Source organism: Thermoanaerobacterium sp. RBIITD (assembly GCF_900205865.1).
Taxonomy (GTDB): Bacteria; Bacillota; Thermoanaerobacteria; order Thermoanaerobacterales; family Thermoanaerobacteraceae; genus Thermoanaerobacterium.
Window position 1 is genome coordinate 1,109,427 of the sequence record NZ_LT906662.1, and the last position, 26,605, is coordinate 1,136,031.

Below are 26,605 nucleotides of genomic sequence, written 5' to 3' on the forward strand. Positions count from 1 at the left end.
TGATTCTAGTTTAAAATAAGTTTAGCTACAGTCACAAGATCGTCGATATCTATACTGCCATCATTATTTAAATCTTCGAAATTTATTTTATCCCAATCCGGGCTTTTACTGTCTTTTCCATAATCCCTTGCCAGTATTCCTATATCACCTATTGATATTTTCCCATCCCCATTTAAATCTTCCTTTACTTTTGGTACATCGACTTTTATAGCGTAACTTTTTCCAGAAACATCGACATTAATATAAGCTGTCCCAGGTTTATTTGCTGTTATTATTCCGTCACTTGATACAGATACTATGTCAGGTTTATCTGAACTCCACTTTGCTGATATATCCTTAAAATTACTTAATGATATTATATAGTCTGAATATAGAATCGAAAAATCTCCAACTAAATTTAATTTTTTCGTCGCACCAAGTGGGAGTTCTAAAATACCATCTTTAAGTGAGTTATCTTTGATAGATACATTCTTTACAAGTGGTATAAACTCATGTGATACTTTGTCGCCACTTACATTAAACTTGGTATAAGCTAATATTCCGCCATCTTCTGGTTTTACATATTGTTTACCAGCTTCATCACCTGATACAGTATATGTTACTCCATTTAAGTCCCAGCTTTGTACTGAATGTATATGTCCGAATATGACATTAATATTTTTATCAGGATTTGATTTTTTATAATCGCTTAAAATACTTTCTAATTCGTCAGCATCTGATTTAAGCATTTGGTGCTGTGTTCCAAAATTATCTCTTGTAAGAACATGTGTATATATAAACACATTCTTTTTATTGTTTTTTTCAAGAACTCTTTTTAAATAGTCAAATTGAGTAGGGTCTGATGCACTTATACTTTGGCCTAATGCACTATTTAATGATATAAATAATGAATTTCCATATTCGAAGCTATATGTCGGTAATCCATAATAATTTATAAAATTATTAAGATTTCCTTTAAATGCCTCATGATTTCCCGGTGAGAAGAATATAGGTTTATCTATTAATTTTAGCTGGTCATTTGCTTTTGACCATTGCTCAGGCAAATCATTATCAACTAAATCCCCATTTTGTATTACAAAATTTGATCCATCATTATTAATCATATTAAAGAAATAATTTGTATAGTCTGTCGCATGTGTATCAGATGTCACCGAAAACGAGAAATTATTCGGATCTTTTGGTACTGCAATAGGTTCAACAGTAAATGTTGATTTTAAACCATCAGGATATTTTTCATTTAATTCATCATTAAAATATTTGAAGAAAGCTTGTTTTAAAATACTTAATGGAGCATACGTCGTACTATCAATTAGCGTTACAGGTATCTTCAATGCAATACTATTTCCATTTAATAAAGCTATATTGCTATCTATTGTCAACACTAAATTAATATCGTCCTTAGCAACTGTCAGCTTTCTTGCTGCTCCATCCCATGAAAGTGATGCACCTATATCTTGTGCGACATCTTTTACTTTTATCAATGTTTCCGATTTATTTCCGGCTTTATCATATGCGCTTGCAATAACAGTATGCTGTCCTGGCGATAATTGATCTGGTATTATATATGCAATACCTGATGATTCATCGTAATATGGTGTTACTTTTTTCCCATCTAATATTATTTCAATGTCTTTTACATCTACGCCTGATTGAATATCTCTAATATTTACTGATATCCTTGGTGTTGGAGTATTTACAATACTTCCATTTATTGGTAATATATTTGATATAATAGGTGGTTCATTATCTTGTTGTAAGTTTACCGTAAATGTCTTTGTAAATGGAGGATTTGCATAATTTCCTGCTAAATCTTTAGCATCTACTTCAAAAGTATGTTTCCCTTCACTTAAGTCTTTTGCAAAATATACAGCTTTTCCAGTCGTTTCATCATAATTTACATTAACAATATTTCCATCAAGTTTAGCATTAATACTATTTTTATCGACACCTGATTTATCGTCAGATATATTTACTGATAATTCTACATCTTTACTGTATACTATATTATTTGATGGTGATGGATTTGAAAATGTCGGCCCTTGTAAATCCTCATCGTCAGTATATACAAATCTTATATCATCAAAATACACTGTTCCCTTATAGTGCAGACTTTTATCTGTCTCAACCATATAGACATAATATAAAGATAATGGAAGTGGCACATCTTGTGGAATTGAAACATCTACGTATTTCCATCCAGTCCAGTTAATTCGCGACGCTAAATCATATGTACGCTTTTGTCCATTTCCATCAACAAGGATTACTCGAAGCCATGGAGCATGCCCGTCTCCATATACCCACATTCCGAATTTTTTAGGTCTTATATTAGTAATATAGTTATTTTTTATATCATTGCCATTTTTATCAACATATGAAGGAATAAAATTTATAGTTCCATTATACTTTCTCGTCCAGTTTTTATCATAGTCATATGATATCTTATAGCTATATTTACCGCTCTTTGCTTCTTCATCGGATATTTCACCTTCACCACCGACATATCCCGATATAGGTTTATATCTCGCATTATCATTATGTTCAAAATCATCAATCATCATTTCTTTTCGGCCTACAACTACTTTTACAGATACACTTTTACCATCTAATGTTGCCGTAATAGAACCTTCGCCTTGTGAATTACTTGCTGTAAATAGTCCATTTGCATCAATGCTGCCAATATTTCCGTCTACACTCCATGTAGCAGCACTATTATCAATAACAATAGGCGTACCATCAGCAGTTGCCGCTACTATATTGAATTGCCTCGTTTTACCATTATCTATCGTGACAACACCACTATCTGTTAAATTAATTGAATATACACTATCAATTACTTTTACATTCGCACTGCCAGAGACATTATCAATTGTTGCTGTAACAATGCCTTCTGCACTACTATTGCCTGCAGTAAATAACCCGTTAGAATCGATATTTCCAATTTTATTATCTGATGTCCATATAACTTTTCTATTCGACAGGTCTATAGGATTAGAATTAGTGTCTGTAGCTTTTACTTTAAATTGATATTTTGAATTTTTATATATTGTAATATTGCTATCTACTCTAATATTTCCTACAATACCAGTTGTAGGCGCCTTACTTACGAATAAAAGTGCATTTGTTATAGCCCTCTCACTACCATCAGAAGGCCTATTAACAATACTAACATCACTATCTCCAAATCTTTTAACCATCATTTCGGTAGAACCGCCGCCATCAAGACTTAATGCTTGTACTGCTCCTAAATTTGCCATTATTTGCGCCATCTGGGTTAGTGTTACACCGTCACTTATACCATATGATGGCTGGCCACCATCAACTGTTACTGCAATGACTTTTTTATCACTTGTGATACCTATTGCGGTTCTTGGTTTTATGCTATTTATTAATGCATCTGATGCTCCTTCGGCTTTCATCTCATCTACACTTAATGGATGCCCATTTTTAACAAATAATAAGTAACCTGATAATGCTTCTTTTATGTTATTTCTATTTATATCGATAGAAAATCTTATCTTATCGCCACTTTTAATATGGTCTTTGACCCAATCTGCTTTAGAACCTGTACTTGCAAGTACTATACCATCTTGTGGAATATCCACACTATTTATACCGTATCCGACAGATTCTACAATACCTTCATAAATGTTTCCGGGAACTATGGGAGATTTAATTCCTTTAATAACTGTAAGTGCTGCTTTTTTGCTTGTTACTGCCTGACCTGTCGCCTTATACTGAGGTGTTATGATTAAAATTCCATTACTATATGCATCAATTGTTCTATTTATACCATCAATATTTATCGTATCTAAAGGTGCTTCTTTACCATATACACTTTCATATACAGAATCTATTACTGTCAATATTGAGTTAGATGTAACTTTATCTATAAAAGGATTTTTCGAACTATCAATTCCAAACATAGGATAACTTGTGTTTAAAGGTGCAGAAATAATTGAACCATCTTTTATTTGCATTCCCATACTATCGCCAAGGTACATATCAAACATATCGGCATTTATACCGGCTATAACATTATTTCCCTTAAATTCTTCTCTTCTAATTTGCTGTGACAATGGTTCAAGAGCTACACCTAAATCCTTAGGTTTCGAAGTTATTATATCAACGCCTGAATTGTTGAGATCTGCTGTAACAATATTTATACGCTGATTTGAACCGTTTCTATTACTTAATGCCATTTCAGTATAATTTGTTCCAATAGCAATATTCTCATTTGTTAAAACTTTCTCGTTATATCCATCAATTAATGAAGCAAATATCGGTGTCGCAGATGAAAATATAATCAAAACTGTAATCAATGCTGCAATATATTTACGAATATGAATTATGTTTATTCTTTTCACAAATGCTCCCCTCCATAATTTTCGGATATTACTTAATTTTTTAAGTTAAGCAATACCCGATTATTTATTTTTTATTATTTCAATAATTATCTATGCAATTTTCTTGAAATCTGCTAACATCTGGTTTACCGATACATTTTGATTATGAATTTGTCTTGCTAAAATCACAAGGTCCTCAAGACCAATAGTTCCATCATTATTTAAATCAGCAATTTGTGCTTCATTCCATTTTGCACTATCTTTAGTTAAACCATAATATTTAGCAATAACACCAAGATCGCCAAAACTTATTTCTCCATCATTATTTAAGTCATATCCCATTGAAACATTGACTGTAACTTTAGAGGCTAAAGCTTCAAATTCATTTTTGCCGTCATCTGCCATAACTGCTTTGCTTATCGAAATATCACTATTGCCAGCTGTCCATTTTGCTCTGAATTTAAGGTCAAACAAGTGTGAATCTTTTGTAATTGCATTCCCTCCGCCTTTACTTACTAAGAATATGCGGATACTTCCGGGTTTTGCATAAACGTACTGTGCTACATTTTCGTTGACATTATCGAGCCCATTAAAGTCAAACATATTTGCATCATAGTTCATTGTAAAATCCTGTGCATATACAGCCTGTGAAACGCCTGCTAAGGCGACTGAAACAGTAAAATCACTATCTTTATTTACTGATGTAGGCCCTGTCATTACAGTGCTTAAGCCTGAAGTAGATACGGGAGTTTCAGATATCGTCCAGTAGTTGTCAACTGTTGGATCTATTGTGCCTTTTTCTTGAATGTACTTTGTCATTAAATTTCTAACCTGTCCATCATCACCATATGCTTTTGCTGAATCAAAGACTACTTCTGGATTTGTTATTCCTGCTGCTTTCATGAATCCACCGCCACCATTAAACCTGTAGTTATTAATAGCAACGGTAAATACGTCACTGTCTTTGACAGGTTTGCCATTAACAGATAGATTTTTTATTCTGCTTCCTGCTGGCTGTGTTAAATCTATTGTATATGATGCACCATATAACTGGTCGAGATTATAATCTGGTATATTCAATGTCTTGTCCTTTGTTATTGGATCTTGTGGTGATTTTACCTGCTGATAATACCTTACTGACCATTCCATCCAATCCTTCAATTGCTTACCTGTCATCTTTATTCCATATAAGTAGTTTTCATATACATAGACTCTCATCATATCCTGTATTGTTACATCGCCTTTTAGTATCTGCGCTGAACTGCTAAGTGGTGCTGCAATTGAAAGGTCAGTCTTTGCATAGTATTTCTGAACTTTGTTTATAAGGTCCATCAAAGCTGTCTCTTTTGTTAATTGATCTGTTCCAAGAAAATCGCCAGATGCCACACCTATCTTTGTCCCTATGTATTTTAATGTTGCATCTTGATAAGATTCTGCAAGCTGCATTATTGTTGGATCTGCTTGTATTGAATCATCCATTTTTACGGCTTTACTTGTCTTATTGTCTATTACCCATTTACCGTTTGAATCTTTCGAGATATTGAAGTCTATTTGCGATACATATTGACCCCATTTGCCTGGCTCGGTTACTATAACATTTTGTCCAGCTGGGTTTTTGTAGGTATCCTGCTGTATAACCGCATGTGTATGTCCTGCTATGATTGCGTCAATACCATTCACGCCAGTCGCTACTGCCTTTACCTGGTTTTCTGGTATTGTATCTGATGCAGATTCTTCGCCTGAATGCATTGCAACAACTACTATATCTGCACCCGCGGCTCTTACCTTCGGTACCCATTTGTTTGCTTCTTCTACAAGGTCATTGAAGTTCAGCCCTGCATAATGTGCCTTGTCTTCCCATGACGGTATTGTCTTTGTTGTAAGACCAAGTATGCCTACTTTAACATCACCTTGTGGTGTTGTAATTGTCTTAATGTAATACGGCTCTACAAAGTTTGTTCCATCATCTTTATAAGTATTTGCTGATAATACATGTATATTTTCTTTCTGCATATCTTTTATAACTCGATTTAATACATCAAAGCCGTAGTTGTACTCGTGGTTTCCAAGTGTCCATGTATCATATTTCATAGCACCCATTGCTTTTGCCATTGGATATTCTGTGGTTGTATCTATTTTATCGTAGTAGTATGAGAGGGGGGTTCCCTGTATTGTGTCGCCATTATCAACTAATACTACATTCGGATTTTGAGACCTTACCTGATTTACATATGTAGCTACTTTTGCAAGACCTTGATTTGCTGATTTTGCACTGCTGTAATCCCAAGGTACCAAGTTTCCGTGTAAGTCTGATGTTGCAAGAACGGTCACTGTTGTACCGTTTGATACAGGCATCGTAGCCGGTGCTATTCTTCCATCCGTGCTTGCTGTAATATGATGTGCTGCTTTTATTGCCTCAACAAAAGCATCTCTTACAAGCTTCTGTGTATCGACATAACTTGATGCTACGGCTGGATCTTTAAATTCATCGAATTTATCTCCACCTGTACCCATGAAGTTATTTGTCGCAACAAGATATTTTGTATTCATATCAATAGGAGTACCATCAGATTTTTTCATATCAAATACTCTTTGCATTGATGGTTTAGATGGATCATATTTAAATTTTAGTCCTGCTACCTGTATGCCTTTTCCACCATCCTGTACTGCCTGTTCAAGAACTGTTTTAATCTGTGAACCTGTCATGCTGAGTGTAACTATCGTATTGTCAAATGGCATTAAGGTATACATTGTCCCAAGTGTTATATCACCTTTTGGAACATCTATTCTTAATCCACCATTATTTCCAAAACCGAAATCAGCATAAACTGCGTCTTTAACAACTTCTGATGTCCAATTACCAAGTGCTGAATCGCCATATGGACTTGAACTTTGATTTCTTGTTAAGTCAACATCTGCTGTTCCTATAACTTCACTAAATTTCTGTCCAACTTCCTGATTTGCTTTATCTACAATTGCCTGTACATCAGGGTCTACAACTGGGTTCGCAGTATTATATAGATTATAATCATCATTCCATGTCATATCACCTGTTGTAACTGTTCCATCAGGATTTAATGTTATTTTCAAATCTATAAATCCATATCCAGAACTCATCGCGATTCCAACAGGAATGTTGTTTATTTTTGTTGTAACTTTACTATGTGTATGCCCACCGAATATTGCATCAACACCATGTACTTGATTTGCAAAGTCTACGAGGTTTCCCGTTGTTGTACCATTGTTTGTAAATGCTCCCATATGTGCGAGAACAACGACTATTTGTGCACCCTGTTGTCTTAACTTAAGCGCGAGGTTATTTACTATAGGTGCAGGGTCTTTAAAATCTACATCTTTTACAAATGCTGGTAGGATTATATTAGGAAATTCTTTATTGTCAACAATACCGATAATGCCTATTTTGACCCCATCTTTTTCAATCATTACATATGGTTTTGTATAACTTACTGGACTACCAGTTGTTTTGTCATATACATTAGCTGCCAATACTGGTATTGATGAATTTTTAAGTGTAGCATTCTGTGTATCTATTACTTTGTCAAGGCCCCAATCATATTCATGGTTTCCAAGTGCCATCGCGTCAAAGCCGATACTTTTCAACATATCTATAACAGGTTGTCCATAAAGTACATTTGAAAGCGGTGTTCCCTGGAACATATCACCGCCTGATAATATAACCGTATTAGGGTTAGCTGTTTTTATATCCTTTATTTGTTTTGCAAGCACTGCGCCTCTTTGCTGTTTTATAGCTGTACCATCGCTTAATTTTGCATCTGCCTGAAGATTTCCGTGAAAATCTGTTACTTCTATAAAATCAAATGTTTTAGAATTTTGCTGGCTTGGTTGTGAAGGTGTAATACTGCTTTCATCTATTGGCAATAATTCTAATTTATCATTAAAACATGAACTTATTGCAACAATATCATATTTACTATTTTGACCTTTTGTTAGACCTTGAAGATATGTTTTTAATGAAGCACCAGCTTGTGCATATACAATTGCACTATTTGTGCCATCAGTTGTAATATAAACACCACCAGAACCAGAATTATAATCTCCTGTTATCCATGCATTCTTAACCTTAATTAACTGTCCTTGATGCTGTGAAATTTGATCTAATGTAACTTCAATAGGTGTAACTGCGGGAAATTTATTTGTTTGTAAATATGTAAAGTTACTTACTGTTATTTCCTTATCATTCTTATAGCTTGAAACTTTACCTGTTACTTGAATATCCTGACCTGGTTGTACACTTGTTATATTACCATTATATAAGCGAATACCTGCATTTCCATCCTGTATCCAGGCGCTACCATCAATAACTGCGGATACCTTACCTTCTGTCGTAACTGTTACACCATCTGCAGCAGCTCTTGCCTGTGCTATTGTAATAACACTATCATCTGCAAAAGCCTTGTCAACATTAATGCCTGTAAACATGCTAAAAAACATCAATGCTGCTAAGACATACGCAGTAATTTTTCTTACCTTCATACTCTCTCCTCCTATTGTAATAAATTTTTTTATTTTCATATAAATACAGATTTACCTCCATAAAATTATTTTCTATAAATAATAAACCACATTTTATTAAACATAACGTACGTGTTAATTTAATGTAAATAAATACCCAGAAGAATATAACCCTCCGGGTATAATATTACACTGCAAATTTCACTTTTATATCAACTTTTATATCAATATTACTTCTTTTCTAATATCTTGTTCGCAATTATTATTAAGTCCTCAAGGCCTACAGAGTTATCATTATTAACATCCGCAACCTTCGCTTCATTCCAGTTTGGACTCTTGTCATTAAGTCCATAATATTTTGCTACAATTCCAAGGTCACCAACACTTATACTTCCATCATTATTTAAATCATAGGCATTACCGCTTATTGTTATACCTTTAATAGCTGTTTGTGCGGGGAATTCATGTCCATCACCATCTGCAAGTGTCGCATCACTTATTGTGATATTTCCGCTGCCAAATGTCTTTGCTGTAAATTTTAAATTAAACAATTGCGTATCACTATTTATGGCATTCTGAAGTCCTTTGCTGGCAAGTAAAACTCTAACCACACCAGGTTTTGTATCTGGTATATATACAAGATTGCTATTTGTTTGATCAAGGCTATTAAATTCAAACATATTTTGATCATAGTGAATTGTTATATCCTGTGCATAAACAGTTTTTGTAACATCTTTTATGCCAACTGAAACTGTAAATTCATCACCCTTGTTAACTTTATCTGGTCCATTTATTGTCATTGATGGTGTATTGTTACTCTGATCATTTACATTTACAAATACAGGATTTGAATAGAACCATAAATCTTTGTATGCTTTTGTCGCATCATTCGCTCCCATTAATTTATCATCAAGAGGATTTCCATCCGCATCTGTTTCATTCGGCACATTTAATCCGAGATTAGTACCTCTTAATCTCAAATATTTGCTATTATTAACATTATTTAGCGTATATTTTATTACATTATATCCTTCTGCATCTTGTGTCCATTGACTTTTATCAAATCTCGCAATTACTTTAGTCGTAGAATTTGTGTCTTTATTATAATCTGCTGTGCCAGGCTCTACCTTTCCTGTCACATCACCTGCAATCAAATCAACATGATCTACGCTTACAGGATCTCCGTTATTATTTTTTTCAGGGCTTTTAAATCTAATTGTTACTTCAACATTTCCACCTTTATTTACTTGTAATGTTTGTCCCATTCCTACATATTCGCTTCCATTGCTTGCTTTAAAATCAAGTGCATTTATTAAATCGCCATTTACAATGAAGCTATTGCCAGAACGCAAACCTACAATTAATGATTTGTAATCTTTATTTTGTATATATGTATACGTCTTTGAATACTCTCCTGGCCAAAAATCACTGCTAATTGAATGAAAATCTGAATTTACAAAAATCCAAAAATGACGACCTTCGCCAAGAAGAGCATCCCATAATCCACCAACTTTTGCAATCATATAGTCTGCTCCACCATATGTCGTTGCCCGTGGATCTGTACTGCCATACTCGCCTCTATTACTTGCTCTTTGATGTCCAGGGAATCCTTCCATACCAATTGCTACATCTGGTGCTGCATTATTAAAATCCCTTATATCTGCTATTGTATATTTTAATGCTCTTGAAGGATGGTTTATGATAAAATAGCTTGAATCCTTGTAATTATCCTCAAGCCATTTTACAGCAGCAACCGCGTCAAGATGTGTAACATTATGCTTTTCCATTCCATAGACACTTCTGCTTGTATCAGTATCCTTTTGGTCAAACATGTATTCAAAATCACTTATTGATGTTGGTTCATTAGATACTATTCCTACACTTGCATGTTCATGTGTCGGAACATTCCACTCAAGGCCCTGAATTATAAGCTTGTTTGGATAATATACTGACCTTGCTACACTTATTATTGGATATGATCTGTCTTTTAGAGATACCCAGCGCCACTCAGCCGGTATTGTCTGTCCATTTTCATCACGTGAAAATTTACCTCCATGTTCTGAATTTGCAAACCAATCAAGTCCATATTGATCAAAAGCATGTTGTAACACATCCATCTCTTTATAACTTCCATCTGTCAAAAATGTATGGTTATGAAAATCACCAGTTACCCACATGCCTGTCTCTTGAGCATTTGCAGTCGGTATATGCGCATTTATTAAGCCAAGTACTATCGCTGCCACGATAAAAATGCTCATCAATTTTTTTGTTATCTTTGCCATGTCCCCTTCCTCCTTTTATTTATTAATGGTAGTATCTGTTTACATATTTAGTAAATTTTATTAATACTACCATTTATATTTTATCAATTTTAAGTTAAGCTTGTATTAAAATAACGTTAAATTTATGTAAATTTGTCTCAATATACCATAATAGCAAAAGCATCAATAAATTAAGCCTTAAAATACATTCTTTATTTACATGTTATTTGTCTTCTCTAATATTCTATATAATACGGCTGCGGCTTCTGCTCTTGTCGCATTACTCTTTGGTGCAAATAGATTACCAGATTCACCAGTCATCAAACCTGTTTTTGATGCATTTGCAACGACTATTTTTGCCCAATCACTTATAATGTTATCATCATTAAAAGAAGTTTTACTTAGATTTTCTTCTTTATAACCGCTCATCTTTTCATATACTCTCATTATTATTGCAGCCATTTCTTCTCTTGTTATATTTTTATCTGGATTCATATTTTTGCCGTCGCCTTCTATAATTCCTTTATCATATGCTGCCTGTATAGCATTTGCATACCATGCATCGCCTTTTACATCGGCAAAGCCACCTTTATATGTCACTTCATTTATGCCAAGCATTCTTACCATCATTGATGCAAACTGAGCTCTTGTAATATTTCTATCCGGTGCATAATTTTCGTTATCTATACCTTCTATAATATGCTTTGCTGCAATTACCCCAATTACATCCTTTGCCCAATGGCTATTTGAAACATCTTTGAAAACTTTATTGTATTCAAATGCAGCATACTTTGAAAAATGAGCCGCATTAAAAGTAACTGTACCATTGACTTTATCTGCTTTACCACCTATATATTCCCACTTTCCTGCACTTTCATTGTAATAATATATACCTACTTTACGATAGTCATTAATGCTATTCGCTTTAATTGTTATTGTAACACCCTTATTTACACTAACATCAGTATTTCCTGATTTAACATTTATATCAAGAGTATTTGAAACAGGTGACATACCATTTAATGAAGATTCTTTCCCAGCATTTTTAATCGAGATTTCTAAATTTCCAGATACACTGCTTAAATTTAATGCATTTGCATCGAGTTTAATGTTTGCATCTTCAGTTTTTATTATTAAATCTTTTCCCTTCGCAATAGCGTTTTTAATTGAGTCTACAGGAATTGACACTGATTTTTCAGATGCATTATTAATTGTGCTTAAATCAATATTAATTGTATTTGCATCTGAGTTTATTGCATCATTAATCTTATTAACATCTACTGTTAATGTAGCCTTTCCATTTTGTACACTTACATTTCCTAATTCACTCAGCTGAGGTTCTGTAGGTTTCTGACCTGAGCTATTGCCTGTTCCACTTTCAGATATAACAATATTAACATCCTTATTAACTGTATATATATTTGATTTTGCATCCTTGTCCGCTATTTTTACAGTATTTAAGCTTATCTTTGCTGTGCCACTTGATTTTGCTTTAAATGTAAATGTTACTAAATCAAGATTGCCATTTACCATATCTGCATTACCCAGTTTTGTACTAGCATATGTAATTTTATTATCGCCAGTTTTATTCAGCTCAAAACTATTTGATAATCCGGATTTATATGAAACTATGTCAAGCTTGTCCGAATCAAAGTTGAGGACAGTTTCAAAGCCATATAAATTTTTGATATTACTTCCACTGATTGTTATTGTAAATGTATTGCCCCTTGTAACATTTGTTGGACCCAAAACAGAAAAATTAGGATTATCATCTGCCATCGCATTAATTGGAATGATTACTAAAATACTTAAAAGTATTCCTAATAATATTGTAAATCTTCTCATCCACAATCTCCCTTTCTTTTTATTGTTAAAATTCATTTAAATAAAAAAATATGCTGAATTTTATTCTAATATATAATTGTTAAATTAATATAAAGTCTTTGTTATATGTTTGTAAAATTATTAGCTATATTTTTGAGCTATAATTAATAAATTCCATCTAACATATATCATATTTTATATATTGATATTAACATTTTTATATGTAATGCATATATTATTTGTAGAATATATTTATTCATTTAAAAGTTTTATATATTATCTTGAATAAATTTTTCTATTTTGATTATTTTATGATGAGGTGATCATTTTGCCGACAATACAAATCAATCCTACAGATGATGCTGCTATCTCACAGTATTTTGCAACACAAAATTTTGGAACTTCTATATCATTATTCACTGGTGAATATTTAAGGTATAGAGGTATGCCGGATGCTTATAGGGCACTTATTAAATTCAATTTATCAGGAGTTATACCACCCGGTAATGTTTTAACAGATGCAAAACTATTTCTCTATGTAAATAGAAAGGATACACCAGATAGTGTGTTATCTCCACAGAATATAACTATCTATGAGAATCAAAGTAACTTCAGTCAATTAACTGTAACATGGAATACAGCACCTTCAACGATTATAACACCATATACTTTTACTGTGACTGATAGTATGATAAACAGTTATATAAGCATAGATATAACAAATTTGGTAGCTAAGTGGAATCTTACCCCAAGTTTAAATTTTGGAATAACTATAAAGGGAATCGAAAATGTTGTTGACATTATTATTGGATATGAATCAACCAATAATGTTAATAAACCATATCTCGAAGTAACTTATGAGCCATGTCCCGTATGTCCTACAGGTCCTACAGGTCCGACTGGTCCGACTGGTGTAACCGGCCCAACAGGTCCGACTGGCGCTACTGGTCCTACTGGGGCAACAGGACCTACTGGCCCGATTGGTCCGACTGGTCCTACTGGTGTAACCGGCCCTACGGGTCCGACTGGCGCTACTGGTCCTACGGGGTCAACAGGACCAATAGGTCCTACGGGTTTAACTGGACCTACAGGTCCTACTGGCGTAACCGGTCCTACAGGACCTACTGGACCTACTGGTCCTACTGGCGCTGGTTTAGCTGCTTATGGGTATGTTTATAATACTACTGCAAACACAATAGCTATCGGGGGAGACGTAACATTCGACAGTAATGGACCATTAGTCGGAATAACTCACACAGCTGGAACAGCACCTATTACCTTTACAATAGGTGGAACTTATAAAATAACCTACACCTTTACAGCATCTATAGCGCTAATAAGCACAATCGCTCTTACGTTAAATGGTACAGTTCAACCATCGACACAATATTCTTCAATAGTTAATGCTGCGGAGCTGATAGGCCAAGCAATGCTGACAGTTACTGCTGGTGATGTATTAACATTGAGAAATATCGGTGTTCTCACAACACTTGCTAGTGGCACAGTTAATGCTTCAATAACAATAATAAAATTAAACTAAATTTATAAATGGTGGGGCTTTTCCCCCACCGAACTTTTAAATAAATATTCTCTTGCTTTAGGAGTTGAACTTTTTATATTTTCTTTTCATAAATTGGGGGTATAGAAAAATGACAAAAAAAATCACCATAAGCTTATGCATGATTGTCAAAAATGAGGAAAAAACCCTCGATAAATCACTTTCATCAGTAATTGATGCTATTGATGAAATAATAATTGTCGACACTGGTTCTATAGATATGACAAAAGATATCGCAAAAAAATATACCGATAAAATCTATGATTTCAAATGGATCGATAATTTTAGTTCAGCACGAAATTACGCCTTTAGTAAAGCTACAAAAGATTATATATTATGGCTTGATGCAGATGATTATATGGGAAAGTCCGATGTAGAAAAACTTATAAGGCTCAAAAATAATTTTGATACATCAGTTGATTCAGTAACAATGAAATATATTTTAACAAAGGATGTTAATGGCAATCCTTCATTTTACAGCGTAAGAAATCGCCTTGTTAAAAGGTCAAGAAATTTTAAATGGATTGGTGCAGTACACGAATATCTAGAAGTTTACGGAAATATATACGAAAGCGATATTAATATAATACACAATAAGATTAACTTCACACCAAATAGAAATATTGATATATACGATGCGAGACTAAAAAAAGGTGAATATTTTTCACCAAGAGACTTGTTTTACTATGCAAATGAACTTTGCGACCATAAAAGGTATAGTGAAGCTATAGAATATTATAATAAATTTATCGATACAAAGAGAGGCTGGATAGAGGACATATTATATTCCCTCAGCAAACTCGCTGACTGTTATGACGCAATAGGTGATGTAGATAAGAGAAATGATTCCATATATAAATCATTTGAATATGATGCACCAAGACCTGAATTCTGCTGCAGGCTTGGATACAGATTTCTAAATGAAAATAAGTTAAAGCAGGCGATCTTCTGGTATGAACTTGCGACAAAAGTAGAAAAGCCGAGGCAAGGCTTTATTAATGCAGCATGCTCAACATGGCTTCCGCACCTTCAATTATGTGTATGCTATTATAAACTCGGTGATATCAAAAAATCCTATGAATACAATGAAAAAGCAAGAAAGTATATCCCTGATGATCCTATGGTTATCCAAAATAAAAAATTACTTGAAGGATTATTGGAAAAATAATTTTAAAGTATTGTAAGTAATACAAATATGGAAGTTTAAATCTTGATTACAATTTTGAAGACCGCAAAGTAAAAATAAGCCAATAATATTATTAGTCTATTTTTTATTTATAAAACAAAAAATAAAAGGTTCATTAAAAAAGATATGCAACATTTTAATTATCGCATATCTTTTTAACATAATTAACTATTAATTTCTTATCTCTTACTCAATTTTAAACTTTTTAATTGACTCCATTAATGTATTGGCATAATCTTTCAATTCATTAGCAGTTGAAGATAGCTCTTCTATTATAGCTGTTTGCTCTTCTGAAGAAGCCGAGACTTCTTCTGTCGATGCCGCTGTTTCCTGAGATACAGCTGCAATATCTTGTACTAAATCGACTATCACATTTTTATTCTTTTCTATATCCTTTAATGATTTATTAAGATTATCAATTCTTTCTGTTACAAACTTTACTGCTTCTATGATTCCCACGAATATTTCTTTTGTATTATTAACAGAGTCACTCTGCTCAGCAACTATATTGTTGGCACTTTCAACCGTCTCAACAGTGTTACTTATATCGCTTTGAATCTCTCCAATTAACAATGATATGCTTTTTGCCGCCTCTCTAGACTGGTCTGCTAATTTTCTCACTTCATCAGCAACAACGGCAAATCCTTTGCCAGCATCTCCAGCTCTTGCGGCTTCAATTGCTGCATTCAATGACAGCAAATTCGTCTGATCCGCTATTTGTTTTATTGTATCTACTATTTTCCCTATTTCATTTGATTTATCTCTTAAAGATAGCGTTGATTTTTTAACCTTGTTGTTAGAATCAATACTTTTCTGTGTTTTGTCAAGTAAATCTTTTATTATATCATTGCTTGAATTTGATATTATATTTATGTTATTTATTTCTTCTAAAATGTTATTTGAATCGCCCATAGCTGCATCTATAAGTTTTCCCAACTCTAATGTTGATTTTGCACTATTTTGTGCATCTTGTGCTTGATTTGAAGAGCCTTCTGCTATCTGTTCTATTGCCTTGGATACATCCTGCATTGTCTGTGACACCTGATCTGAGGATGTAGCAAGATTATTCGATACATGGTTAATAGAATCCGAAACTTTTCTTATATTTAAAATAAGGGATCTTATACCATTTACCATATTATTAAAACTTTTTGAAAGTGTTCCAACTTCATCATTTGATTTTATATTTGTGCTCAAAGATAGTTCACCATTTGATGCTAATTCCATTGCTTCCGACACTTTTCTTATGCCCTTTGTGATATTTGTTATAAATAAGAGTGATAATGATAGACCACCTATCAAACATATCAAAATAACAAGAAAGATTACATTTCTAATTTTGTTCGTGTCAACATTAAGTTCATCAATAGATGTAGAAACCGCTCCAATCCATCCGAAATTGTCCAGTTTCTTAACACTGGTAAATGTTTTTTGATTATTGTAAGTATATTCAATTGTACTATTATTGATAGATATAAGTTTTTTCCCAAAATCATATTTTGTAATTGGTGTAAATAACATCTTTTTGTCCGAGTGTGAAATAATAATGCCATCCTTTGTCATTAACATAAAATGCCCATTATACCCGATTTTTATTTTACTCAAGTTGTCAGAAAGTTTTGATATGTTTAAATCAATTCCGACGACACCTACAACATTGTTGTTATCATCAAAAATTGTTTTTGATAAAGTTATTTCCGGCTGTCCACTTAATACATCCTTGTAGGGTTCGGATACGACAATATTACCTTTAGATTTTAACGCATTTGTGTACCAAGGCCTTTTTGTAAAGTCAATATTGTTAGTATTCTGAACAGGATATATTACGGTTTTTCCATCTGCCATTGTAAAAAAGGCATTTGATATATTAGGATTATTATCTTTAATATCCTTTAATTTGCTGAGTAGACTATTAGTATCATTGCTTTGTGAATAGTTTTTTATTTCATTTGAATTTACAAGATCGTTAAAAGATATTTCCGCATTTTGTTTTACTGCGTCTATATAATAGTCAAGTATGTTAAGTGCTGCTTGATTTGATATATCTATTCTATACTTTAATATCTTTTGTGCCGAATTTATTGAGTAAAATCCTGTTATTAATAAAGGTACTATTATTAATATGGACACAAGTAAAAATATCTTATTCCTTATACTTTTCATTTGTTTATCCCCCTTATATAATATTTTCTTTATCGGATATAATTTTGCTATCTAAAATGCGATCAATCGCCTCAACTTTATTTTTTGCGTTAAGTTTTTTATAAATATTATAAATATGATTTTTAACAGTATTTTCTGATATATATAAAATATCCGCAATTTGTTTATTTTTATATCCATTAAATATGTAGAAAAGTATTTCCATCTCTCTTTTTGTTAAATTTGTATCACCAAGGTATTTTTCTAATTTTTTAAATTTTACTTCATCTTGCATATAAAATCCTTTATTGTATATTGTTTTGATAGCTCTAATTAATTCATTCTGTCCGATGTTTTTAAATATATATCCATTTATGGTTATTTTTAGTTTATTGTATTTATTGTATAAATATAAGCCATCGAGATATGATGTTAATAATATTATCTTGCTTTTTATCTTTTTATTTTCTATATATTGTATTTGTCTAAAGCAATAATTGTATGACTTGCTTACAGTTATAAGTATTATATCAGGAATTATATTATTTAGCATGTTTGCATCTTCGATATTTTTTACATCATCTATTATATGTATATCAGATTCTTTTTCTATCAAAATCGACAATGCCTTTCTTTCTAATGGATATAAACCCAAAATTATAACATTTATCATCTTATACACTCCTCAACATTTATGTTTTACATAATAATTTATATAATCTTCAAGTGCATTTACTATTATAATATTATATTTATCAGGCATGCTTTTTAACTCATCTAATGCTTGATCAACACTTTTAAGTTTATTGTATGGTCGTTCTGTTGTCATTGCATCGAAAGAATCGGATACAGAAATGATTTGTGCACTTAATGGTATATTCTTAATGCCATAAGGATATCCTGAGCCATCAGGTTTTTCGTGGTGATATAAAACAGGTGGTATTAGATATCTCATATTGAGAAATATCTTCAACATTTCAGCGCCATATTGCGGATGAACCTTAATAATGTCATACTCTTCTTTTGTCAATTTATATGGCTTTGTCAGTATACAATTCGGTATTTTTGTTTTACCTATATCATGTAAAAGTCCCCCCTTATAAATATATATCTGATTTTTAAGATCTAAGCCTAAAACTTTGGCTATACCTTCTGAAATTTTGGCAACGCGAAGACTATGTAAATATGTTTCATACCTATAGCGCCTTAAACTTTTTAAAAATCTTGATATAAGCTCCCTTTCACTAATAAATTCTTCCTCAGAATTAGACATTTTTCCTCCCCATTTCGACACAAATTTACAATTAAATGATAACATCGGGATTAATCGTTGTCAATATTTCGATGATTTTAAAATTTTTCAAAAAAAAAAAAAAAAAAAAAAAAAAAAAAAAAAAAAAAAAAAAAAAAAAAAAAAAAAAATTAATAATAATATTATTAATATAAAATAAATAATAGATGTATGAACAAATATAAAATCAATTTTTTTACGAAATACTATAAATCTTTAAATTAGAGACATTTTCATCTTATTCTATTACCTTACAATAACTGATACTCCATCCGGTATTACATTTATCTTAGAATCATTGTTAACAATGCTTTCTGCAATTTTTAACGCTTCACATAAATCCTTTGCTGGTGTCATAAACATGTCTTTTACATATTCATAATTTTTGCTATCTGTCACCATTATGACCTTATGATTTATTAAAATTCTAGCTAATATCTGAGCTTCCCATTGATCCGGAAGCGTCTCGTCACGTCCTCTCGAAAGGATCTTATTCATCACATCTTGTGGGTCTTTGGATTCTTTAAACCATCTGTAAAATCCTTCTCCTCCATGACCATCAGCACATTCGGCAGCAATGATTATCACGCCGCCGTCTTTACAAGCAGCCTCACCTGCCGTCATACCTTTTACAGACTGGTAGATATTTTGATCAAGTGGATAACCGCCATTTGATGTTATTACAATGTCTGCAGGTTTTGCATTCACCGTTGCAATCTCGCTTACAAATTCACACCCATTTAAGTGTGCCTTTTCACTATGTCCGGCAAAAGCATTTACTATCTTGTGACTTGAATCTATAACGACATTTAAGATAAATGCAAGGTTTGCTTTTTTAGCAGCATAGAGCATGTCTCTGTGTATTGGGTTATTTTCTAAAACACCTGTTCTAGCATACGGGTTTTTGATAAATTCAGAGCAATGGTTTGCCAAGATACATTGAGCGCTGGCTATTCCGGGCAGGATACTTTTTCTTCCACCGGAGAACCCCGCAAAAAAGTGGGGTTCTATAAAGCCTTCTGCAACTAACAAGTCTGCTTCCACTGCCAATTTATTTATTTCTAGTTTACCGCCTGATGGCAATGTACCTATCAATTCCATGTCTTCACTATTTCTCGAGTCATGAACTACAAATTGTTCATTTTCAACGAGATCTTCACCGAATTTTGCTTTCATTTCCTGCAATGTCGTTCCTCTGTGAAATCCTGTTGCAATTAAAATCTTTATATTAGCACTTTTGTTCTTCTTTCTTATTTCATCGAGAAGCAATGGTAATGTAATTTTGCTCGGTACAGGCCTTGTGTGGTCGCTTGTTATGATTACAATGTTTTTCTTACCTTCCGCAAGGTCTTGAAGCCTTTTTGTTCCTATTGGATTCTCTAATGCCCTCTTAACTATATCTTCTTCTGACATATTTACCTTATAGCTTCCAGCCTTTGACCTTAGTATACCCTGGATTCTCTCATCTGGTAAATCAATAGCTAATTTGCTTTTGCCATAAGGAATTTCTATATTTGCCATAGAACCATCTCCAAAATAGTATTTTATATAACTTTACCAGGGTTCAATATATAATTTGGATCAAGTGCTCTCTTAATAGCCCTCATAACTTCGATTTGTGCTGGCTCTAATGCCATAGACATAAACTCTCTTCTCTTGTGTCCAATACCGTGCTCACCGCTTATTGTGCCACCTAAGTTAATTACTTCTTTGTAGAGCTCTGGCAATAATTTGTGGTGCAAGATATCAAGCCATTCTTCCATTGTGAATTTAGGATTTTTTACAGGGGTTGCATGAATATTGCCATCACCAGCATGACCGTAACAAGGTATAGGTACATCATATTTTTCAGATATCTTCCTAACCTTTTCCATAAATTTGGGTATTTCTGATATTGGAACGACGACGTCTTCAAGGCTCTGGTCAGGGCTATACTGCTTCCAAGCTTCAGCAATATTTCTTCTAATCTTCCATATCCTCTCAGATGTCGTAGCATTATCTGCGATATATACTTCAATTGCTCCATTTTCCATGCAAAGATTTCCTATTACTTCATACTGTTCTTCGAGCTCTGCTTTGCTGTTCCCGTCAAGCTCAATGAGAAGCATAGCACCTGCTTCTTCAAATGGTATCTTTTCATTAAGGTATTTACAAGAAGTCTTAAATGAAAGGTCGTCCATGAATTCGATTGATGTCGGTATAATTCTTCCAAATGTCATTATTTTAGGTACTATCTTAATTGCCGTATCTATATCTTTAAAAAGAACCAATAAATCTACCTTTGACTGCGGAAGGGGCATTAATTTTATATATATCTTCGTAAATATTCCAAGTGTTCCTTCAGAACCTACCATAAGATGTATAAGGTCATATCCTGTAACATCCTTCATACGTTTTCCACCAAGGTGTAAAATCTCCCCTGTTGGCGTCACAACTTCAAGTCCATAAATATACCTTCCTGTAACGCCGTATTTGACAGCTCTTCCGCCGCCTGCATTTTCTGCAACATTGCCGCCTACATAGCATGTCTCAACACTCATCGGATATCCAGCGTAAAAAAGTCCATCATCTTTAATTACATTATTTATTTCATTAGTAACAACACCGGGTTCTACAACTGCCATTAAATTATCTTTGTCTATCTCAAGAATCTTGTTCATCTTTTCGACTGATAGAACAATGCCGCCTTCAACAGGTACTGCACCACCTGATAGACCACTGCCAGCACCTCTCGGCGTAACTGGAATCTTGTATTTATTCGCGAGCTTCATTATCTTTGAAATTTCTTCTGCCGACGATGGTTTTACGACAACATCCGGCATATGTGCATAGGATTTCTCCGCTACTTCGTCGTGTGAGTATGCCTCCATAGCATCGAAGTTATTGTAAATAACATTTTTATTGCCTACTATCTCAATCAGTTCATCTACGATTTCAGGTGTCACTTTATTATACATTTGCTGAAGCCTCCTTTGCCTTGTATTCCTTTATTCTCTCTATCAAAAGCGGTAATACTTCATTCAAGTCTCCAACTATTCCAAGGTTTGCAAGATGAAATATCTGTGCATCGGGATCTTTATTTATAGCGATAATATTTTCTGATGTCTGCATACCAGCTATATGCTGCACAGCACCTGAAATGCCTGCTGCAATATACAAAGCTGGTGAAACCGTTTTACCGCTTAAACCAATTTGATGCGGATATGTCTTCCAACCCCTATCAACAACATCACGGGATGCGCCAACAGCACCGCCAAGAAGTTCTGCAAGCTCATCAATTATTGCAAAATTTTCCTCCTTGCCTACACCTTTGCCGCCTGCAACAATTACCTTGGCATCCTGTACTGTTACTTGCTGTGATTCATCTTTAATAAATCTCAAGTATTTCGATCTTGTTTTAAATAGGCTTTCATCGTATTTTTTATAAATAACCTCACCGTTGCGATTTTTGTCGGGCATTGCCGGCTTCATTGAGTGGGGTCTTACAGTTGCCATTTGCGGCCTCGTATTAGGTGTCTTTATTGTTGCTAAGATATTACCACCAATAGCCGGCCTTGTCTGAAGCAAATTTCCTGTTCCTTCCTCAATGTCTAAAACCGTACAATCAGCTGTAAGACCTGTCTTCTTCCTTACTGCAACATATGGCATCAAGGTTCTTCCTGTTGTTGTCGCTGCTGCTATAAAAATGTCCGGCTTATATTCGTCAAGTAGTGCTATCAAAACATTTGCATATGATTCAACAAGAAAATTTTCAAGGTTTTTGTCATCTACCACGTAAACTTTATCTGCACCTCTTGCAATAAGTTCATCAATATCCTCTTTTTTGATGTCATAACCCAAAATAACTGATGCTAATGCCGTATCTAATTTCTGTGAAAGATTTTTGCCTCTATTTAAAAGCTCATATGATACACTGCTAAGTTCCCCGTGCCTAAATTCTGCTAATGTCCAAACTTCACCCATTTATTATTCACCCTTTCATCAAGTTTTCTAAATAAACTCTTTCTTAATAAGGTAGTCCATGATTTTGTCCACTGCTTCGTTTAACGTTTTCTCGTCTTTTACAACTATTTTTTCGCCTTCCCTTGTAACCTTAGGTGTAAATATTTTTACAACCCTTGTAGGTGACCCTTTAAGGCCGAGGTTTTCTTCATCTGCATTAATATTTTTTGGCCCCCATACTGGTATCTCCATCTTCTTTGCCTTAAGTTTTCCTCTTAATGTAGGAAGTCTTGGATCGCTTATCTCTTTTACAACTGTAAGTGCTGCTGGAAGTTCTAATTCTATCTCTTCATAGCCACCTTCTACAAGACGTCTAACTTTGATTTTCTCATCATTTAGTGATAATATTTCACTTGTAAATGTTGATAATGGAAGGTCTAAGAAAGATGCAATTCCGGGACCTACCTGTGCAGTATCTCCATCTGTTGCCCTTTCACCGCAAATCACAAGGTCAAAATCGCCTATCTGCTTAATGCCGTTTGCAATAACATATGATGTTGCCCAAGTATCTGATCCTGCGAATTTTCTGTCTGATAGAAGTATACCATCGTCGCATCCCATTGCAATTGCTTCTTTAATTGCCTCAAGTGCTTTATCTGGCCCCATTGATATAACGATTACTTGTCCTCCAAACTTTTCTTTTAACCTTATAGCTGTCTCTATAGCGTACAAGTCAAGCGGATTTATAATGCTCTCAACGCCTTCTCTTACCATTGTCCCTGTCTCGGGATTCATTTTTACATTGCTTGTTTCAGGCACCTGTTTAATTGGTACAACTATTTTCATGTTTACACTCCTCTCCACATTTTTAAGCTCTTAACTAAATCATGCTCAACTGGTCTGACCAGTTTCTTTATTTATATTTTACATCAAGTATTATGTTTTTGCAAGTCTTTATTTTATTAATATTGTTAAATTTCTGTTAAAGCATATTACCTACTGCAAATATCAAAACACCTAGCAAAATGGCATATCCCAAACAATACAACAATGTCGAATTGAGAATACGCCCTTCTTTACCCACTAAACCTGTTGCAGATGCAGCAACAGCTATGCTCTGAGGTGATATCATCTTCCCTGCCGATGCACCAACAGTATTTGCAGCGGCAATCCATGCAGCATTAGCATGTATCTGCAATGCCGTTTGCTTTTGCAATGCGCCAAAAAGGATATTTGAAGATGTATCACTGCCTGTTATAAATGTCCCAAGTGCACCAATCAAAGGTGAAATAAACGGATATACTTTTCCTGTCGTGTCAGCTAAGGCTACTGCGATAACAGATATCATCCCACTATAGCCCATGACTTTTGCCATCGCAACAATTGATGAAACGACGACTATTGTAGGTAATAACTGTTTTATCGTTTTTCCAAATATCTTTAAAAGTCCCTTTATGCTGCTTCCTTGGACAAATCCGCCGATTATTGCGGATATAAACATAATAGTACCAGGTGTCGTTATCCACTGAAATGATGATGGTTTTCCATTTGGTCCAAAATATATTTGTACTTTTGTTGCTACATCTCCTAAGAATTTAAGATCGGGTATAAGATTTACTGCCATTATAAGGACAAACAAAACAATATATGGTGTCCAGGCGATAAGCTGCTTCTTACCGCTTATTCTTTTATCATGTTCATTTACTGCATTTGTCGAGGCTATTTCGCCACTTGCTTTTTCATCAGGGAAAAGCCAGATTTTTTTCACTGGTTTTATCTTAACATAGATGATAATAGACAAAAGTGATGCCAATGAACCAACAATTGCTGCAACTTCCGGTCCTACGAATACTGCAACGGCTGTTTGAAATAGTGCAAATGATATTCCACTGACTATGCAGGCACCTAAAACCTCTTTCAAATATTTAAAGGATTTCGTCATTATTATAACAAGAACTATGGGTAAAATAATTATAAACGGTATGAGCTGATATGCCGTATACGTTGTAAGCAGGCTCTCTTCAATACCTGTTACCTGTGAAAGCGTTATTATAGGTATTCCAATACCGCCAAAGGCAACGGGTACAGTATTTGCAATAAGACATATGACCGCAGCAAATAACGGATCAAAACCAATACCTGCCAATAAACTTGCTGGTATTGCAACAGCTGTACCAAAACCTGCTGCAGCCTCTAAAAAACCACCAAAGGAAAATGCGAGAATTAATGCCTGTATCCTTCTATCAGGAGATATTTTAGCCAATGTTTCATTGATGATATTCATGTTACCTGTCTCAACTGTTACATTGTAAGTGTATATTGCTGCAATAATTACCCACACAATCGGCCATAAGCCCGTTGCAACACCTTCTAAAACAGATTGCGAAGCAAATTTTACAGGCATACCCCATGTAGTTATACTCAGCAAAATCGCCAATGCCAATGATATTAGTGCCGCAATATACGCCTTCATTTTAAACCAACCGAGGCTTATTAAAAGCCACAAAAGCGGTATAAATGCAACAATTGCTGATAAAAAGACATATGATAATGGATCTTGGATTGGATTCCACATAATTTTTCCTCCTTGAATCATGGATTTAGGCAAACTCTTTAAAAAATCCTAAATGTTATCGTTTACTTTAAGTAAATTATCCATAAACAAATTATGTCTGTCCATTTCACTCAGCATCGTAATATAATTAGCAAATTAACAATGATATTTATCAGCCCCCTTATAATCAGACTGTATGATGGTCTGACCAGTTTATTTATTTAATATAGAAAGCATTTAGCTTTCCAAAATTATTTTTCATACTTCAATTCCTTAAGCTTTTCTTGTACAAAATTAATATGCTCTATTACATACCTTCTTGCATCATCTGCTTTGCCTTCTTTAATGCTTTCATAGATATTCTTATGTTGGTTATAAAGGATTTCTAAGTTTTTAGGGTCTTCCATGAGTCTTCTTCGTGAATTCACAATATAGTTATCTATACCAATCGATACTGCTTCAACTATATCATATAGCAGTCTATTTTTTGTGGCTCTGCACAAGGCTCTATGAAAATTCTTGTCTGCATAAGTGTTTTGCTCTTCATCAAATTTTATGCCCATCATATCAAAATATTTCTTCATTTCCAATATCGATTCATCATCATGCTTTTGTGATGCAATATATGCGCTTTCACTTTCAAGAATCTTTCTGAGCTCAATAAATTCTGTTTCATCATTTTCAAGTGCCAATGCCAATGACATTGTTTCGATAATTGCATGTGATACATTATTTACAATATATGTTCCACCACCAGGTTTTGTCTCTAGGATACCTAATATTTCTAGTGCAGATAATGCCTCTCTTATCGATGCCCTACTTGCGCATAAAATATTTGACAAATCTCTTTCAGATGGCAATTTACTTCCTTTTGACAAGCTCCCTTTATAAATATTATCCTTGATCTGCTCAATGATGTTTTCGAAAACTCTCTCCGATTTAACTGGTTTAAAGTCCATTTCCTTAACTCCTTATCTTTATTATATTACTCGCGAATTCGTTTTACAACT

General features: G+C 33.8%; 15 protein-coding genes. 2 read left to right on the top strand and 13 right to left on the bottom strand.

Features of this window, described 5'->3' with window-relative positions:
- Positions 1-5: 5 nt before the first annotated feature.
- The 4 genes from CPG45_RS05150 to CPG45_RS05165 all read right to left on the bottom strand — a co-directional run bounded on the left by CPG45_RS05150 (position 6) and on the right by CPG45_RS05165 (position 12,943).
- On the bottom strand, positions 6-4,364 hold the full coding sequence (locus CPG45_RS05150) for a phosphodiester glycosidase family protein (RefSeq protein WP_096230932.1): 4,359 nt from the start codon (positions 4,362-4,364) through the stop codon (positions 6-8).
- Positions 4,365-4,454: 90 nt separating this feature from the next.
- Positions 4,455-8,858: a 5'-nucleotidase C-terminal domain-containing protein gene (locus CPG45_RS05155; protein WP_157732337.1), complete on the bottom strand. Its 4,404-nt coding sequence runs from the start codon at positions 8,856-8,858 to the stop codon at positions 4,455-4,457.
- 209 nt (positions 8,859-9,067) lie between these two features.
- Entirely contained in the window at positions 9,068-11,119 is a 2,052-nt protein-coding gene (locus CPG45_RS05160) for a cohesin domain-containing protein (protein ID WP_096230933.1), read from the bottom strand.
- A 195-nt stretch (positions 11,120-11,314) separates the two neighbouring features.
- Complete coding sequence (locus tag CPG45_RS05165) at positions 11,315-12,943, bottom strand: S-layer homology domain-containing protein (RefSeq protein ID WP_172856483.1); 1,629 nt, start codon at positions 12,941-12,943, stop codon at positions 11,315-11,317.
- A gap of 298 nt (positions 12,944-13,241) precedes the next feature.
- Here CPG45_RS05165 and CPG45_RS05170 point away from each other — a divergent pair, with 298 nt between their 5' ends.
- Both CPG45_RS05170 and CPG45_RS05175 read left to right on the top strand, forming a co-directional pair.
- Positions 13,242-14,462: a DNRLRE domain-containing protein gene (locus CPG45_RS05170; RefSeq protein WP_231969017.1), complete on the top strand. Its 1,221-nt coding sequence runs from the start codon at positions 13,242-13,244 to the stop codon at positions 14,460-14,462.
- Between the two features lie 109 nt (positions 14,463-14,571).
- On the top strand, positions 14,572-15,648 hold the full coding sequence (locus tag CPG45_RS05175; RefSeq protein WP_096230936.1) for a glycosyltransferase: 1,077 nt from the start codon (positions 14,572-14,574) through the stop codon (positions 15,646-15,648).
- 204 nt (positions 15,649-15,852) lie between these two features.
- Here CPG45_RS05175 and CPG45_RS05180 read toward each other — a convergent pair whose 3' ends face one another.
- The 9 genes from CPG45_RS05180 to CPG45_RS05220 all read right to left on the bottom strand — a co-directional run bounded on the left by CPG45_RS05180 (position 15,853) and on the right by CPG45_RS05220 (position 26,554).
- Entirely contained in the window at positions 15,853-17,829 is a 1,977-nt protein-coding gene (locus CPG45_RS05180) for a methyl-accepting chemotaxis protein (protein WP_096230937.1), read from the bottom strand.
- Positions 17,830-17,842: 13 nt separating this feature from the next.
- The gene (locus CPG45_RS05185) at positions 17,843-18,481 is read right to left on the bottom strand and encodes a response regulator transcription factor (RefSeq protein ID WP_096230938.1); all 639 of its coding nucleotides are present in this window, start codon (positions 18,479-18,481) and stop codon (positions 17,843-17,845) included.
- A 12-nt stretch (positions 18,482-18,493) separates the two neighbouring features.
- Positions 18,494-19,081: an HD-GYP domain-containing protein gene (locus tag CPG45_RS05190; protein ID WP_096230939.1), complete on the bottom strand. Its 588-nt coding sequence runs from the start codon at positions 19,079-19,081 to the stop codon at positions 18,494-18,496.
- 264 nt (positions 19,082-19,345) lie between these two features.
- Positions 19,346-20,620: a nickel-dependent lactate racemase gene (gene larA, locus CPG45_RS05195; RefSeq protein ID WP_096230940.1), complete on the bottom strand. Its 1,275-nt coding sequence runs from the start codon at positions 20,618-20,620 to the stop codon at positions 19,346-19,348.
- 23 nt (positions 20,621-20,643) lie between these two features.
- Positions 20,644-22,056, bottom strand: a complete 1,413-nt coding sequence (locus CPG45_RS05200) for an FAD-binding oxidoreductase (RefSeq protein ID WP_013298139.1) — start codon at positions 22,054-22,056, stop codon at positions 20,644-20,646.
- Positions 22,049-23,062, bottom strand: coding sequence for an electron transfer flavoprotein subunit alpha/FixB family protein (locus tag CPG45_RS05205; protein ID WP_096230941.1), 1,014 nt, complete (start codon positions 23,060-23,062; stop codon positions 22,049-22,051). The genes CPG45_RS05200 and CPG45_RS05205 overlap by 8 nt, the downstream gene beginning before the upstream one ends.
- Before the next feature lie 27 nt (positions 23,063-23,089).
- Positions 23,090-23,887, bottom strand: a complete 798-nt coding sequence (locus CPG45_RS05210; RefSeq protein ID WP_096230942.1) for an electron transfer flavoprotein subunit beta/FixA family protein — start codon at positions 23,885-23,887, stop codon at positions 23,090-23,092.
- 136 nt (positions 23,888-24,023) lie between these two features.
- The gene (locus tag CPG45_RS05215; protein ID WP_096230943.1) at positions 24,024-25,616 is read right to left on the bottom strand and encodes an L-lactate permease; all 1,593 of its coding nucleotides are present in this window, start codon (positions 25,614-25,616) and stop codon (positions 24,024-24,026) included.
- Between the two features lie 230 nt (positions 25,617-25,846).
- Complete coding sequence (locus CPG45_RS05220; protein ID WP_096230944.1) at positions 25,847-26,554, bottom strand: FadR/GntR family transcriptional regulator; 708 nt, start codon at positions 26,552-26,554, stop codon at positions 25,847-25,849.
- Positions 26,555-26,605: the final 51 nt, after the last annotated feature.

Coding starts and splice junctions, on each gene's coding strand:
- CPG45_RS05155 (WP_157732337.1), bottom strand. CDS start 8,858: ATGAAGGTAAGAAAAATTACTGCGTATGTCTTAGCAGCATTGATGTTT.
- CPG45_RS05160 (WP_096230933.1), bottom strand. CDS start 11,119: ATGGCAAAGATAACAAAAAAATTGATGAGCATTTTTATCGTGGCAGCG.
- CPG45_RS05165 (WP_172856483.1), bottom strand. CDS start 12,943: ATGAGAAGATTTACAATATTATTAGGAATACTTTTAAGTATTTTAGTA.
- CPG45_RS05175 (WP_096230936.1), top strand. CDS start 14,572: ATGACAAAAAAAATCACCATAAGCTTATGCATGATTGTCAAAAATGAG.
- CPG45_RS05180 (WP_096230937.1), bottom strand. CDS start 17,829: ATGAAAAGTATAAGGAATAAGATATTTTTACTTGTGTCCATATTAATA.
- CPG45_RS05185 (WP_096230938.1), bottom strand. CDS start 18,481: ATGATAAATGTTATAATTTTGGGTTTATATCCATTAGAAAGAAAGGCA.
- CPG45_RS05190 (WP_096230939.1), bottom strand. CDS start 19,081: ATGTCTAATTCTGAGGAAGAATTTATTAGTGAAAGGGAGCTTATATCA.
- larA (WP_096230940.1), bottom strand. CDS start 20,620: ATGGCAAATATAGAAATTCCTTATGGCAAAAGCAAATTAGCTATTGAT.
- CPG45_RS05200 (WP_013298139.1), bottom strand. CDS start 22,056: ATGTATAATAAAGTGACACCTGAAATCGTAGATGAACTGATTGAGATA.
- CPG45_RS05205 (WP_096230941.1), bottom strand. CDS start 23,062: ATGGGTGAAGTTTGGACATTAGCAGAATTTAGGCACGGGGAACTTAGC.
- CPG45_RS05210 (WP_096230942.1), bottom strand. CDS start 23,887: ATGAAAATAGTTGTACCAATTAAACAGGTGCCTGAAACAAGCAATGTA.
- CPG45_RS05215 (WP_096230943.1), bottom strand. CDS start 25,616: ATGTGGAATCCAATCCAAGATCCATTATCATATGTCTTTTTATCAGCA.
- CPG45_RS05220 (WP_096230944.1), bottom strand. CDS start 26,554: ATGGACTTTAAACCAGTTAAATCGGAGAGAGTTTTCGAAAACATCATT.